This window comes from Burkholderia sp. BCC0397, assembly GCF_902832865.1.
Taxonomy (GTDB): domain Bacteria; phylum Pseudomonadota; class Gammaproteobacteria; order Burkholderiales; family Burkholderiaceae; genus Burkholderia.
Genome location: NZ_CADFDL010000004.1, coordinates 284,281 through 298,074, shown reverse-complemented (window position 1 = coordinate 298,074; position 13,794 = coordinate 284,281). Strand labels below are relative to the sequence as shown.

The window sequence follows — 13,794 nt, the reverse complement described above, 5'->3', positions numbered from 1 at the left end:
CGGCCGGGCGGGCTTCATGCAACGAACGCGACACGGTGCCGCGGGCCGGGCACGACTCGCGCCGCCGCCGGCACCTGCCGGCCTCAGGCCGGCTGCGCGGCCGACGACGGGCCGCTTTCGGCCTGCAGGCGGCCGGTGACTTCCTTGCGGTAGCGGTTCAGTTCCTGCGCGGTCGCGAACGTGCGCTCGAACAGGATCGACAGGTTGTGCAGGATCCGCTCGACGACCTTCTTCTCCCACTCGCCGTCGAAACGGATCTGCTCGTCGAGCCAGCGCTCGAGCCACTCCGGATCGGGCAGGCGCGACTGCACGGTGTCGCGCGGGAACAGCGCCTGGTTCACGTGCAGGTTGGTCGGGTGCAGCGGCTTCTCGGTGCGGCGCGCCGACGCCATCAGCACGCCGATCTTCGCGAATGCGGCGCGTGCGACGTCGCCGCAGTTGTTCAGCGCTTTCTTCATGTAGCGCAGGTACGCGCCGCCATGACGCGCTTCGTCGCGCGAAATCGTTTCGTAGATCTGCTTGATGACGGGCTCGGTATGCCAGTCGGCCGCGCAGCGGTACCAGTGGTTCAGGCGGATCTCGCCGCAGAAGTGCAGCATCAGCGTCTCGAGCGGCGGCGCCGGGTCGAACTGGAAGCGCACCGCGTGCAGTTCCTCTTCGGTCGGCACCATTTCCGGCTTGAAGCGGCGCAGGTACTCCATCAGCACGAGCGAATGCTTCTGCTCCTCGAAGAACCACACGCTCATGAACGCGGAAAAGTCGCTGTCGTGCTGGTTGTCGCGCAGGAACATTTCCGTCGCGGGCAGCGCCGACCATTCGGTGATCGCGTTCATCTTGATCGTCTTCGCCTGCTCGTCGGTGAGCAGCGAAGCGTCGAACTTGTCCCACGGAATGTCCTTCTCCATGTCCCAGCGGACAGCTTCGAGCGACCTGTAAAGTTCCGGATAAAGCATGGTGTTCATGATGGTCCCACCCCTGTTCTGCGCAATGCGACTTCTCTAAACGTGACTGTTGCCGCGCAAGCGCGCCACGCGCGCTTTTTGCAGCCAAGACTCTAATTTTACGCGGGAAACCGGCCCGCCGGACGTCGATTCCTCGTCCGGCAGCCAGGCGGCCGCGTTGCCGCTGCTGGGCATGCCGCCACCCCGCTCCGTTCGGGCGGAGCCGGGCGCGCGTGCCTGAGTGGGGGCCGGCGCTGGCCGGCTCGGTGGCGCGCCCGTCCCCTGCCCCAGGCGGGTTCCCCGAAAGGTCCCGTGCGGATGCCGGATCGGCGGGCTGCTCGATATGGTGTATACGGCGGCGGCCATGATAGCACGCGTGCATGACGGTTCCGAGACGCCTGGCCGGTCGCGCGCCGCCCACCGCGGTGCGGCGATCTGTCGCGGCCGACCGTCGCGAAAACGCAACCTTACATTGCGCCTGCGCGTGTCAGACCCGCATTTCGCCGGTCGCGAGGCCGTCTTCCGGCGGCGTACCGGCCGCCGGCGCGCTGCTGCCGTCCGCGTGCGCGATCCAGCCGGCGAGCGTCTCGCGCTGCGCCCGGCCGTCGCGGTAGCCGAGCTCGATCAGCTCGCACGTGAAGGCCTCCTCGAACAGCAGGTAGCTGGCAAATGATGCACCGGCCGGCTGGCTGCCGCCGATCGCGCCGAGCAGCCCGCGCATCGTCGCCGGCATCTGCTTCAGATGCTTCGCGGCAATCAGCTCGATGCGCTCGGACGGCGCGATCGCGAGCACGTCGACGTGCCGCCAGCCGCTGTCGACCTCGATCTGGTGCGGCAGGTGCTCGATCATCCGGTTGATGTGCTCGATCCGTTCGATGTCCGAGCCGATCGAATCGAGGAACACGCTCGCGAGCACCTGCTGGCCGATCTGCGCAAGCGTCGGGTAGCCCCGGGGCCGCCCCGCGCCGTTCGCGGCCGGAATCTCGGGCCGCGGATCGGCCGCGCCGACGACGACGATCCGGTGCGCGCCGAAATGGATCGCCGGCGACAGCGGCGCGATCTGCCGGATCGAGCCGTCACCGAAGTACTCGATCTGCCCGTCGAGCACGAGCGGCACGGCCGGAAACACGAACGGAATGGCCGACGATGCGAGCAGGTGCGACGCCGACAGGTCGACGAGCCGCGCGGTGCGCTGCGCGCGCCGCCACGCCTGGATCGGCTCGGCGGCCTGGTAGAACGTGAGGTGCCGGCCGCTCGAATAGCTGAGCGCGGTGATCGCGAGCGCGTGCAGCTGGCGCGCCTCGAGCATCTGCTCGATCCGGTGAAAGCTCAGCTCGCGCTGCAGCAGGTGCGCGAGCGGCGTGTTGTCGAGCAGCCCGCGCGGCGAGCGGCGAGCCGCCCAGCCGAACGTCATCGTCGCGAGCCAGCGCGCGCCGGCGCCCGCGATGCCGAGCCAGTCGGTGCGATACACGTAATCGGCGCGCAGCGGCTCCCAGAATTCGAGCAGGCGCCGCACGCCATGGGAAAAGTCGTCCGCGTGGCTGGCGATCGACGTCGCGTTGATCGCGCCGGCCGACGAGCCGCACACGACCGCGAACGGCAGCGTGTTCCGTTGCGGATCGGCCTCGCGCGCGATCTCGGCCAGCGCCTTCAGCACGCCGACCTGGTATGCGGCGCGCGCGCCGCCTCCCATCAGAACGAGCGCGAGCCGCATGATCGACCTGCTACCTGCGCCGCGTCACGTCGAGCGCTTCGGCGGACGCGTGTCGGGCGACGAAGCGGCCGCCGCGCGCGCCGCGGCCGAACCGGACGGCTTCGCGCGCTTCGCGGCGGGCTTGCGCGGCGCGGTTGCGGCCGCAGCCGGCTTCGCGGCGGGTTCCGGCGCGGCAGCGGCTTCCGGCGGCGCGGCGTCCGGCGCCGCAGGCTGCATGCCCGGCTGCGCCATCGCGAGGCCCGCGAGCTGGTTGAATTGCGTCTGCAGCAGGTTCCACCAGCCGGCCGGGTCGAACGGCTGCTGCGCGGGGTCGCCCGCCGGCGCATCCGCGGCGGACGCCGCGGCATCGGCCGCGGGCGCGGGCTCACCCGCCGCCGCGGTTTTGGCGGCCTGCGCGGCGGCAACGGCCGCCTCCTCGGCCGCCGACATCGAACTTTGCGCAAACGCGCCGAACGCGCGCAGCGTCGCGAGCGTCGCGCGCTGCACCTCGAGCGCCTGGATCGCGGACTGCAGCATCCCGAGATTGAGCTTCAGCCACTGCTCGACCGCGCGCAGATCGGTGATCCGCTTGTCGAGTTCCTCGACGTTCGTGAGCGGCGACATCATGTCGGACATGCTCGACAGCGACGGCGGCAGCCCGTGCGTAGCGCCCGGAAACGGCGCCATCCCGCCGAACGGCGACATCCGCATCATGTCCCACATCCGGTCCATCATGTCGGCGGGCTGGAACCCGGCAAAGCCGGCGAAAGGGTTGGCGCCGGAGGCATCGGTCGTCATACGGGCATCCTGGTTGACTGGGGGAGCGAGGCGGCTGCCGTGCGTCGCGCAGCCGCGCGTGGTTCGATCATAGCGCGCACGTCAGAACGGCGCGTCGCCGGGGAACGCGGGCGGGCGCCGTTCGCGCAGCGAGCGAATGCCTTCCTGCACGTCAGGCCCCGAAAAACCCATGAATTCGAGCGCGAGCGACGTGTCGAAGGTCGGCCCGGCGGTGCGCAGCCAGTTGTTCAGCGCGTACTTGGTCCAGCGGATCGCCGACTGCGAACCGTGCGCGAGTCGCTCGGCCACTTCGTACGCCTTCGGCAGCAGGTCGGCCGGCTCGACCGCCAGCGAGACCAGCCCGATCCGCTCGGCCTCCGCGCCGCTCACGGGCTCGCACAGCATCAGGTAGTACTTCGCCTTCGCCATCCCGCACAGCAGCGGCCACACGATCGCCGCGTGGTCGCCGGCCGCGACCCCGAGCCGCGTATGGCCGTCGATGATGCGCGCATCCTTCGCGGCGATCGAGATGTCGGCGAGCAGCCCGGCGACGAGCCCCGCGCCGACGGCCGGGCCATGCATCGCCGACACGATCGGCTTGCTGCAGTTGATCACGTTGTAGACGAGGTCGCGCGCCTCGCGCCACACGCGGGCGCGCACGTCGAAATCGTTCGCCATCGCCTCGACGAGCGCGAGATCGCCGCCCGCCGAAAAGCCCTTGCCTTCGCCGCGGATCACCGCGACGCGCGTGTCGGGATCGCGATCGACGTCGCGCCAGATGTCGGCGAGCTCGCGATGCATGCGTGCGTTCGCGGTCGCGAGGCCGCTGCGGTTCGCGCCCTCGCCGCTCATCACGATGTCGAGCACGCCATGGTCGCGGCGCGTCACCTTCAGTGCTTCGTAACCGCCATATGCGGCGAGATCGGCCATGCGCAGCTCCCGGGTTCTTAAACGCTTGAAACGCTTGAATCGAGTGTAGCCAAGCCCGCGCGGGCAAACATCAGGCGAAACCCGGCGCGCGGGCCAAAGCGGGGCTTCGCCGCTGCGTTGCGTCCGCCGCGAGGCTTATGCCGCGCCGTCGGGCGGCGCGACCGACTGCTCGATCGCACCGAAGATCGACTTGCCGGCCGCATCGAACATCTCGATGCGCACGGTGTCGCCATAGCGCATGAATTCGGTCTGCGGCGCGCCGTGCTCGATCGTCTCGAGGCAGCGCTTCTCGGCGATGCAGCAGTAGCCGCGCTTCGCGTCCTTGTTCGATACCGTACCGGAGCCGACGATCGAGCCGGCACGCAGGTTGCGCGTCTTCGCCGCGTGCGCGATCAGCTGGCCGAAGTGGAACACCATGTCGGTGCCCGCATCGGGCTGGCCGACCTTCTTGCCGTTCCAATGGACGATCATCGGGCGGTGCACGCGGCCTGCGCGCCATTCGTCGCCGAGCTCGTCCGGCGTGACGGCGACCGGCGCGAACGCGGTGGCCGGCTTGCTCTGGAAGAAGCCGAAGCCCTTCGCGAGTTCGGCCGGAATCAGGTTGCGCAGCGACACGTCGTTCACGAGCGTGACGAGCCGCACGGCCTTCAGCGCGTCGTCGGGCGACGCGCTCATCGGCACGTCGCCGGTGATCACCGCGACTTCCGCCTCGAAATCGATGCCCCATTCCTCGGACGGACACACGACGTCGTCGCGCGGCCCCAGGAAATCGTCGCTGCCGCCCTGATACATCAGCGGATCGGTCCAGAACTCGGGCGGCATCTCCGCGCCGCGCGCGCGGCGCACGAGCTCGACGTGGTTCACGTACGCGGAGCCGTCGGCCCACTGGAACGCGCGCGGCAGCGGCGCCATGCAGTTGGCCGGATCGAACGTGAACGTGTTGCGCGCGCGGCCGTGGTTCAGCGCGTCGTACAGGTCGCGCAGTTGCGGTGCGTAGAACGCCCAGTCGTCGAGGACGCGCTGCAGCGTCGGCGCGATCGCATCGGCAATCGCCGCGGTGTGCAGGTCGCGCGACACGACGATCAGCTGGCCGTCGCGCGTGCCGTCCTTCAGCGAAGCAAGTTTCATAGGGAGGATCTGCCGTTGTAGTGACGATGGAGGGAATCTATTTTACGATGGTGAATCCCTGCGGCGCGCCATGATCGCGCACGCCGTTTTCGCCCCGTTTCCTGTCGCATTTTCGCGCACCCGTTGCCCATGCCCGCCAGCCCGCTTCCCGACGACGATCTCGCCGACTCCGATACCGACGACGCCGCCTCCGGCGAACACGGCGAGAAGGTCCGTTCCGGCATCCAGTCGATCGAGGTCGGCTTCCGCCTGCTCGATGTGCTGACGAGCGAGCCGCGCGCGATGATGCTGCGCGATCTCGCGCAGCGCGCGGGCATGAGCCCGGCGAAGGCGCACCGCTACCTGGTCAGCTTCTCGCGGCTCGGCGTCGTGTCGCAGGATCCCGTCTCGGGCCGCTACGAGCTGGGCGGCTTCGCGCTGCAGATGGGCCTCGCGCGGCTCGCGCGCGTCGACGGCGTGAAGCTCGCGCGGATCGCGCTGACCGAATTCCGCGACCGCCTCGACCAGACGGTCGGCATCGCGGTATGGGGCAACCAGGGGCCGACGATCGTGCACTGGATGGAATCGAGCCATCCGGCGAAGGCGTCGCTGAAGCTCGGCGACGTGATGCCGCTGCTCGGCTCCGCGACGGGCCTGCTGTTCGCCGCGTACCTGCCGCGCAGCAAGACCGCCGCGATGCTCGAGCGCGAACTCGCCGATACGCGCCGCTCGCCGCACCACGGCGGCCCGCGCACGCTCGACGAAGTCGATGCGGTGCTCGCCGACGTGCGCGAGCACCAGGCCGCGCGCGTCGAAGGGATGCTGCTGCCGACGATCCACGCGTTCTGCATGCCGGTGTTCGACGCGGTCGGCGAACTCGCGCTCGCGATCGTCGCGCTCGGCCAGGAAGGCTCGTTCGACATCGCGTGGGGCGGCGAGATCGACACCGCGCTGCGCGCATGCGCACAGAAACTGTCTTACGAACTCGGCTATAGTCCCGACGCACGCGACGCCTGACGCATCCGGTTCACACCACGTCACGCATCGCGAACGCGCGGCGCATCCGACGGTCCGATTCCTGTGGCGCGCGCCGCGCGCCCGACGTCACGCACGCGCCCCGACCCTGCTCCGATGCCCATGCAGCCTGCCGACCTTCGCCCGAGTCACGCCCTGCCCCGCCGCTGGCTGCGCGTGGGCGTCGCGCTCGTCGCCGTGCTGGTGCTGCATGCGCTCGCCGGGTTCTGGCTGATGCGCAACCGCGAATCGTTCACGCCGCCGCCGCCCGCTGACATCCCGGTGCAGATCGAATTGCTGAAACCGCAGCCGATCGAGCGCCAGCCTGCGCCGCCGGAGCCGAAACCGGTCGAACGTCCGGCCGCGCCGAAGGCGGCCCCGCCGACACCCGCGCCGTCGCGCGAGCCGGTCCTCACGTCGACGCAGACGGCCGAGCACGGCGAACCGCCGGCGGCTGCCGCGTCCGCTGCGAGCGGCACACCGGGGGCCGCGGGGGCCTCGGGCGCACACGCCGCGTCGGCCGCCGGCGCCAGCGCCGCGACCCCGGGCTCCGCGACGAGCGGCGTGAAGTTCGCCGCGCCGCCGTCCGGCGACCTGCAGTACGACACGTTCTACAACGGCATGCAGAACATGATCGGCACGATCCGCTGGCGCACCGACGGGCACACCTACGACCTGTCGGTGTCGATGCCCGTGCCGTTCGTCGGCCCGTTCACCTATCGCAGCGAAGGCCGCATCGACGCATTCGGCGTCGCGCCCGACCGTTACGTCGAGAAGCGCGGCAAGCGGCCGGAAGACATCGCGATCTTCAACCGCGAGATCCGGCAGGTCGTGTTCACGCGCACGCCGAACAACGCGCCGCTGCCCGACGGCGTGCAGGACCGCTTCAGCATGCTGATGCAGTTGTCGGGGCTCGTGCGCGGCAATCCCGCCGCCTACAAGCCGGGCGTCACGCAGCAGTTCTTCGTGATCGACAACAACAGCGGCGAGACCTGGCCGATCACCGTGATCGGCGACGAGCAGGTGCAGACGCAGTCCGGCATCATCGCGGCGCGGCACTTCATGCGCCTGCCGCGCCGCGACGGCGATACGCGCCGCATCGACATGTGGCTCGCGCCGTCGCTCGGCTGGCTGCCCGCGCGGCTCGTGCAGAGCGAGCCGAACGGTGCGCAGATCGAGCTGCTGTGGCACGGCCGCCTCGCCGCACCGAACGTGCCTGCCGATGCCGCACCGCCCAGCGGCGCAACGAACGCGCCCGCCGCCGCACCGGCAGCCGATGCATCGCCTGCGCCGCCCGCGGAACCGGCGCAATCGGCACCGCCCGCGACAATGCAACCACCTGCGTCATCGACTGTCACACAATGAACGCGCGTGAATGCGCGCCAATCGGCAATTTCGACCGATTACAGATTTACAAAAAATGGCCGATGACACTCTTTAACAACTATTTCAGTCCACCGGCTCACAATGAGAAACGTTTGATAGACATCGGCTTCTAACCGATACACCCCACGCAAACGGGAGAACGGGGTGTGCAGCGCAAGCCCCTTGAAACCGGCAAGGCTTGCCCCACCTAGGGGACAACAAGGCCAGATGCCACTGCGAAGAGGAGTGCCGCCATGCAAATGATCTACAACAGCCCCAACTACTGCGTCGTCGAATTTGCGCCGCAGGCCGGCCATCACCTGATGAATGCCGGCGGATACGAAATCGTCGACAAGAACGCGCAGCGCGAAATCTTCATCGACGGCGAACTTGCCGAACGATTCCGCGCACACGTGAAGCAGCTGATCGAGGATGAACCGTCGCTCGACGAGGTCGACGAATTCCTCGGACAATTCGACAGCCTGATGATGATGCCCGTCGTGCTGCACTGACGACCCGCGGCCCGGCGCGTCACGCGGCCGGGCCATTCGCCGCGCATCGATGCGGCGCCGCGTGCACTCCGATCATGCCCCCGTCCGGTTCGCCGGCGGGGGCTTTCATTTGGCGGGCCGTCCGGCCGGCGCGGCGAGGGCGGCGACTGCTTGACGCACCGGCTACAATGACGGTTTTCCGTCTTCGCCGGTCTTCCGCCCATGTCTGCGACTCCTCTCGCCGCTTCCGTCCCGCTCGACGCGCCCTACACGCGCGGCGCCGCCCTGCCCGCGCTGCTGAAATCGCGCATCCTGATCCTCGACGGCGCGATGGGCACGATGATCCAGCGCTACAAGCTCGACGAAGCCGCGTACCGCGACGAGCGCTTCAAGGATTTCCCGCGCGACATCAAGGGCAACAACGAGCTGCTGTCGCTCACGCAGCCGCAGATCATCCGCGAGATCCACGACCAGTACTTCGCGGCCGGCGCCGACATCGTCGAAACCAACACGTTCGGCGCGACGACCGTCGCGCAGGCCGACTACGGGATGGAAAATCTCGTCGTCGAGATGAACGTCGAATCGGCGAAGCTCGCGCGCGAATCGGCCGCGAAATACGCGACGCCGGACAAGCCGCGCTTCGTCGCCGGCGCGATCGGGCCGACGCCGAAGACGGCCAGCATCTCGCCGGACGTCAACGATCCGGGCGCCCGCAACGTCACGTTCGACGAGCTGCGCACGTCGTACTACCAGCAGGCGAAGGCGCTGCTCGACGGCGGCGTCGACCTGTTCCTCGTCGAGACGATCTTCGACACGCTGAACGCGAAAGCCGCGCTGTTCGCGCTCGACGAGCTGTTCGAGGACACCGGCGAGCGCCTGCCGATCATGATCTCGGGCACCGTCACCGATGCGTCGGGCCGGATCCTGTCGGGCCAGACCGTCGAGGCATTCTGGAATTCGCTGCGTCACGCGAAGCCGCTCACGTTCGGCCTGAACTGCGCGCTCGGCGCGGCGCTGATGCGCCCGTACATCGCCGAGCTCGCGAAGCTGTGCGACACCTACGTGTCGTGCTACCCGAACGCGGGCCTGCCGAACCCGATGAGCGACACCGGTTTCGACGAAACCCCCGACGTCACGTCGGGCCTGCTGAAGGAATTCGCGCAGGCCGGGCTCGTGAACCTCGCGGGCGGCTGCTGCGGCACGACGCCCGAGCACATCGCCGAGATCGCGAAGGCGCTCGCCGACGTGAAGCCGCGCCGCTGGCCGAACCAGTACAGCGACAACGCCTGACCCGACCGCCCCACGTCCTTCATCACCAGAATTCGCACCGCCATGACCGATCACATGATGCGCCTTGCCGGCCTCGAGCCGTTCAACGTCACGCCCGGGACGCTCTTCATCAACGTCGGTGAACGCACCAACGTCACCGGCTCGAAGGCGTTCGCACGGATGATCCTCAACGGCCAGTTCGACGAGGCGCTCGCCGTCGCGCGCCAGCAGGTCGAGAACGGCGCGCAGGTGATCGACATCAACATGGACGAGGCGATGCTCGATTCGAAGGCGGCGATGGTGCGCTTCCTGAACCTGATCGCATCGGAGCCGGACATCGCGCGCGTGCCGATCATGATCGACTCGTCGAAGTGGGACGTGATCGAAGCCGGCCTCAAGTGCGTGCAGGGCAAGGCGATCGTGAACTCGATCTCGCTGAAGGAAGGCGAGGACGCGTTCCGCCACCACGCGAACCTGATCCGCCGCTACGGCGCGGCCGCCGTCGTGATGGCGTTCGACGAAACCGGCCAGGCCGACACCTACGCGCGCAAGACCGAGATCTGCAAGCGCTCGTACGACTTCCTCGTGAACGAAGTCGGCTTCCCGCCGGAAGACATCATCTTCGACCCGAACATCTTCGCGGTCGCGACCGGCATCGAGGAGCACAACAACTACGCGGTCGACTTCATCGAGGCGACCCGCTGGATCAAGCAGAACCTGCCGCACGCGAAGGTGAGCGGCGGCGTGTCGAACGTGTCGTTCTCGTTCCGCGGCAACGACCCGGTGCGCGAGGCGATCCACACCGTGTTCCTGTATCACGCGATCCAGGCCGGGATGGACATGGGCATCGTGAACGCGGGCCAGCTCGGCGTGTACGCCGATCTCGACGCGGAGCTGCGCGAGCGCGTGGAGGACGTGATCCTGAACCGCCGCGACGATTCCACCGACCGCCTGCTCGAGATCGCCGACAAGTTCAAGGCGGGGGGCGCGAAAAAGGAGGAGAACCTCGAGTGGCGCAACCAGCCGGTCGAGAAGCGGCTCTCGCATGCGCTGGTGCACGGCATCACGACCTTCATCGTCGAGGATACCGAAGAAGTGCGCGCGAAGATCGACGCGGCCGGCGGCCGCCCGATCAACGTGATCGAAGGCCCGCTGATGGACGGGATGAACATCGTCGGCGACCTGTTCGGCCAGGGCAAGATGTTCCTGCCGCAGGTCGTGAAGTCGGCGCGCGTGATGAAGCAGGCGGTCGCGCACCTGATTCCGTTCATCGAGGAAGAAAAGCGGCTGCTCGCGGAAGCGGGCGGTGACGTGCGCGCGAAGGGCAAGATCGTCATCGCGACCGTGAAGGGCGACGTGCACGACATCGGCAAGAACATCGTGTCGGTCGTGCTCCAGTGCAACAACTTCGAAGTGGTCAACATGGGCGTGATGGTGCCGTGCAACGAGATCCTCGCGAAGGCGAAGGTCGAAGGCGCGGACATCATCGGGCTGTCGGGCCTCATCACGCCGAGCCTCGAGGAAATGGCGTACGTCGCGTCCGAAATGCAGCGCGACGACTACTTCCGCGTGAAGAAGATTCCGCTCTTGATCGGCGGCGCCACGACGTCGCGCGTGCACACGGCCGTGAAGATCGCGCCGCACTACGAAGGCCCGGTCGTCTACGTGCCCGATGCGTCGCGCTCGGTGTCGGTCGCGTCGAACCTGCTGTCGGACGAAGGTGCGGCGAAGTATCTCGACGAGCTGAAGTCCGACTACGAACGCATTCGCGACCAGCACGCGAACCGCAAGCAGCAGCCGATGGTCACGCTTGCCGAAGCGCGCGCGAACAAGACCAAGGTCGACTGGGCCGGCTACACGCCCGTGAAGCCGAAGTTCATCGGCCGCCGCGTGTTCAAGAACTACGACCTGAACGAGCTCGCGAACTACATCGACTGGGGCCCGTTCTTCCAGACCTGGGACCTCGCGGGCCCGTACCCGGCGATCCTGAACGACGAGATCGTCGGCGAATCGGCGCGGCGGGTGTTCTCCGATGCGAAATCGATGCTCGCGCGCCTGATCCAGGGCCGCTGGCTGACCGCGAACGGCGTGATCGCGCTGTTGCCGGCAAACACGGTCAACGACGACGACATCGAGATCTACAGCGACGAGTCGCGCTCGGAAGTGCTGCTCACGTGGCGCAACCTGCGCCAGCAGAGCGTGCGCCCGGTGGTCGACGGCGTGATGCGGCCGAACCGTTCGCTCGCCGACTTCATCGCCCCGAAGGAATCGGGCGTCGCCGACTACATCGGGATGTTCGCGGTGACGGCCGGCCTCGGCGTCGACGTGAAGGAAAAGCAGTTCGAAGCCGACCACGACGACTACAGCGCGATCATGCTGAAGGCGCTCGCCGACCGCTTCGCGGAAGCGTTCGCGGAAGCGATGCACGCGCGCGTGCGGCGCGAGCTGTGGGGCTATGCGAGCGGCGAGACGCTCGACAACGACGCGCTGATCGCCGAGAAGTACGCGGGCATCCGCCCGGCGCCCGGCTACCCGGCCTGCCCCGACCACCTCGTGAAGCGCGACATGTTCGACGTGCTGCATGCGGACGAGATCGGCATGAGCGTGACGGATTCGCTGGCGATGCTGCCGGCGGCGAGCGTGTCGGGCTTCTACCTCGCGCATCCGGACAGCCGCTATTTCTCGGTCGGCAAAATCGGGCAGGATCAGCTCGAGGACTACGCGAAGCGCATGGCGCTGTCGCTCGACGACGCGCGCCGCGCGCTTGCGCCGCAGCTGTAACTGATCGAGCCGCGGCACCTCAGCCGCGACTTGCCATCACGCGCCCCGATCCCGGGGCGCGTTGTACATCTTGCCATTCAATCAGGATAACTAATCTCAATATTAGCCGATCAGAGCCGCAGCCTCTCGACCCGACATTCGCCCCGCCATGCCCTCCTTCGAGATCAGGATCACCGACACACCGCTCGACGCCACCGGGCCCTTCCCGCCGACCCGCTACCGCGGCGAAAGCTGGGACCTGAGCCACTTGCGCCCGTTGACGTTCACATGCGATCTGGAAACCGGCTTCGACGTGACGGTCCTGGTCCTGTTCTCCTGTCACTGCTTCACACGCAGCTTCAAATGGGACGGACGCACCCGCGACGCCATTCCGGACGACGAGATCTACGACGACGGCCGCGAGACACGCGGACTCTGCGCGGAACGGTATCGCGCGTCACGGCAGCTGTTGCGCGGCGTGATCGTCGGGCTGGAGACGCGCCGGATCGTTGTCGCGGATGAACGGCAACCCAATTTCGTGACGGTGGAGACGGTCGCAGCGGACGGCACGCAACGCGTGTATGCCGTGTTTTTCGAGGTGGCGAAGGACCGGCTCAGGAAACGCAGGCTCATCCTGCGCGTGCAGTCGGCCTACATGCTGGATGGCGACCTGACCCGACGCCAGCGGGAAGCCCGGAAAGTCGCGTTGCGCACGTTGCTGCGCGCAAGCCTGGAAGGGCGCAAGATTCGAGCGTAGAAAAACCAACGGCCGCCTTTCGGCAGCCGTCGCATGCGGGACTCTCTTTCCGTCTTCCGACGAAATACCCACTCCAGGTGGGACCCGATTGCTCGGGCGGCGCTATGTTTTCGCACCCGCTTTCACATAGTCTTGCATTGAATTATAAGGAATTTTACCTTTCGGTCAAGGCAGGCGCCGCGCTGCCGCCCCGATTTCGCACCCACCTTCTGCTCGGCGCAATTATCATCAGACAAAAGAAAAAGCCCGCTCGAAGGCGGGCTTTTTCCTGTCTGGCGAACCTTTCGATTCGCCACGCAAGGAAGCTCAGAAGCCCCAGTGCACGTCGGCCTCGCCGGCCTTCGCTTCGCGCAGCATCGTCAGGAACGGCGCGACGCGCTGGGCCAGGCTCGGCGGCACTTCGTGGTGCGCGTGGTCGGCTTCGTCCTCGTGGAAATGGCCGGCGTGCTCGGCGCGCTCCTGCTTCGCCTGCGCGACCGCGCCTTCCAGCTTGGCGATCGCGTGGTCCAGTTCGTCGTGCGTAATCACACCGCGCTCGCCCAGCTGCTTGCCGACGAGACCCAGCACATACACGGCGAAATCCTTCAGCACGTCGAGATCCTGTGCCGCCTTGCTCTTGAACGTAATCATGACAATTCCCTTTTCATCTTGTTGTGCCTGCGCGGCGCGGTTGGGGAACGCCGACAGACC

12 protein-coding genes are annotated in these 13,794 nt (G+C 67.6%); 6 read left to right on the top strand and 6 right to left on the bottom strand.

All coding sequences use genetic code 11. The features are described 5' to 3' along the window. Positions 1-83: 83 nt before the first annotated feature. The 5 genes from HWX03_RS15475 to HWX03_RS15455 all read right to left on the bottom strand — a co-directional run bounded on the left by HWX03_RS15475 (position 84) and on the right by HWX03_RS15455 (position 5,469). Positions 84-962, bottom strand: a complete 879-nt coding sequence (locus tag HWX03_RS15475; RefSeq protein WP_011353352.1) for a diiron oxygenase — start codon at positions 960-962, stop codon at positions 84-86. Positions 963-1,428: 466 nt separating this feature from the next. Further along, positions 1,429-2,655 (bottom strand): patatin-like phospholipase family protein, encoded by a 1,227-nt coding sequence (locus HWX03_RS15470; RefSeq protein ID WP_175871786.1) that lies wholly within the window; start codon positions 2,653-2,655, stop codon positions 1,429-1,431. 24 nt (positions 2,656-2,679) lie between these two features. After that, complete coding sequence (locus HWX03_RS15465; protein ID WP_175871785.1) at positions 2,680-3,432, bottom strand: PhaM family polyhydroxyalkanoate granule multifunctional regulatory protein; 753 nt, start codon at positions 3,430-3,432, stop codon at positions 2,680-2,682. Between the two features lie 81 nt (positions 3,433-3,513). After that, complete coding sequence (locus HWX03_RS15460; RefSeq protein WP_175871784.1) at positions 3,514-4,341, bottom strand: enoyl-CoA hydratase/isomerase family protein; 828 nt, start codon at positions 4,339-4,341, stop codon at positions 3,514-3,516. 135 nt (positions 4,342-4,476) lie between these two features. Next, entirely contained in the window at positions 4,477-5,469 is a 993-nt protein-coding gene (locus tag HWX03_RS15455) for a fumarylacetoacetate hydrolase family protein (RefSeq protein WP_174389880.1), read from the bottom strand. 129 nt (positions 5,470-5,598) lie between these two features. Here HWX03_RS15455 and HWX03_RS15450 point away from each other — a divergent pair, with 129 nt between their 5' ends. The 6 genes from HWX03_RS15450 (at position 5,599) to HWX03_RS15425 (ending at position 13,104) form a co-directional block, all read left to right on the top strand. Further along, entirely contained in the window at positions 5,599-6,465 is an 867-nt protein-coding gene (locus tag HWX03_RS15450; protein ID WP_027812547.1) for an IclR family transcriptional regulator, read from the top strand. Positions 6,466-6,579: 114 nt separating this feature from the next. Continuing rightward, complete coding sequence (locus HWX03_RS15445) at positions 6,580-7,827, top strand: DUF3108 domain-containing protein (RefSeq protein ID WP_175871783.1); 1,248 nt, start codon at positions 6,580-6,582, stop codon at positions 7,825-7,827. A gap of 254 nt (positions 7,828-8,081) precedes the next feature. Beyond that, positions 8,082-8,339, top strand: coding sequence for a DUF3567 domain-containing protein (locus tag HWX03_RS15440; protein ID WP_006477667.1), 258 nt, complete (start codon positions 8,082-8,084; stop codon positions 8,337-8,339). 201 nt (positions 8,340-8,540) lie between these two features. Further along, entirely contained in the window at positions 8,541-9,608 is a 1,068-nt protein-coding gene (locus tag HWX03_RS15435) for a homocysteine S-methyltransferase family protein (protein ID WP_175871782.1), read from the top strand. Between the two features lie 42 nt (positions 9,609-9,650). Beyond that, positions 9,651-12,368: a methionine synthase gene (gene metH / locus HWX03_RS15430; RefSeq protein WP_175871781.1), complete on the top strand. Its 2,718-nt coding sequence runs from the start codon at positions 9,651-9,653 to the stop codon at positions 12,366-12,368. Positions 12,369-12,516: 148 nt separating this feature from the next. Then, complete coding sequence (locus HWX03_RS15425) at positions 12,517-13,104, top strand: hypothetical protein (RefSeq protein WP_175871780.1); 588 nt, start codon at positions 12,517-12,519, stop codon at positions 13,102-13,104. A gap of 306 nt (positions 13,105-13,410) precedes the next feature. Here HWX03_RS15425 and HWX03_RS15420 read toward each other — a convergent pair whose 3' ends face one another. Next, positions 13,411-13,734 (bottom strand): DUF1840 domain-containing protein, encoded by a 324-nt coding sequence (locus HWX03_RS15420; RefSeq protein WP_011353361.1) that lies wholly within the window; start codon positions 13,732-13,734, stop codon positions 13,411-13,413. Positions 13,735-13,794 lie beyond the last annotated feature (60 nt).

Excerpts from the sequence above, each read along its gene's own strand:
- HWX03_RS15445 (WP_175871783.1), top strand. The coding sequence starts at position 6,580 with ATGCCCATGCAGCCTGCCGACCTTCGCCCGAGTCACGCCCTGCCCCGC.
- HWX03_RS15455 (WP_174389880.1), bottom strand. The coding sequence starts at position 5,469 with ATGAAACTTGCTTCGCTGAAGGACGGCACGCGCGACGGCCAGCTGATC.
- HWX03_RS15470 (WP_175871786.1), bottom strand. The coding sequence starts at position 2,655 with ATGCGGCTCGCGCTCGTTCTGATGGGAGGCGGCGCGCGCGCCGCATAC.
- HWX03_RS15440 (WP_006477667.1), top strand. The coding sequence starts at position 8,082 with ATGCAAATGATCTACAACAGCCCCAACTACTGCGTCGTCGAATTTGCG.
- HWX03_RS15460 (WP_175871784.1), bottom strand. The coding sequence starts at position 4,341 with ATGGCCGATCTCGCCGCATATGGCGGTTACGAAGCACTGAAGGTGACG.
- HWX03_RS15450 (WP_027812547.1), top strand. The coding sequence starts at position 5,599 with ATGCCCGCCAGCCCGCTTCCCGACGACGATCTCGCCGACTCCGATACC.
- HWX03_RS15465 (WP_175871785.1), bottom strand. The coding sequence starts at position 3,432 with ATGACGACCGATGCCTCCGGCGCCAACCCTTTCGCCGGCTTTGCCGGG.
- HWX03_RS15425 (WP_175871780.1), top strand. The coding sequence starts at position 12,517 with ATGCCCTCCTTCGAGATCAGGATCACCGACACACCGCTCGACGCCACC.
- HWX03_RS15420 (WP_011353361.1), bottom strand. The coding sequence starts at position 13,734 with ATGATTACGTTCAAGAGCAAGGCGGCACAGGATCTCGACGTGCTGAAG.
- metH (WP_175871781.1), top strand. The coding sequence starts at position 9,651 with ATGACCGATCACATGATGCGCCTTGCCGGCCTCGAGCCGTTCAACGTC.
- HWX03_RS15435 (WP_175871782.1), top strand. The coding sequence starts at position 8,541 with ATGTCTGCGACTCCTCTCGCCGCTTCCGTCCCGCTCGACGCGCCCTAC.
- HWX03_RS15475 (WP_011353352.1), bottom strand. The coding sequence starts at position 962 with ATGAACACCATGCTTTATCCGGAACTTTACAGGTCGCTCGAAGCTGTC.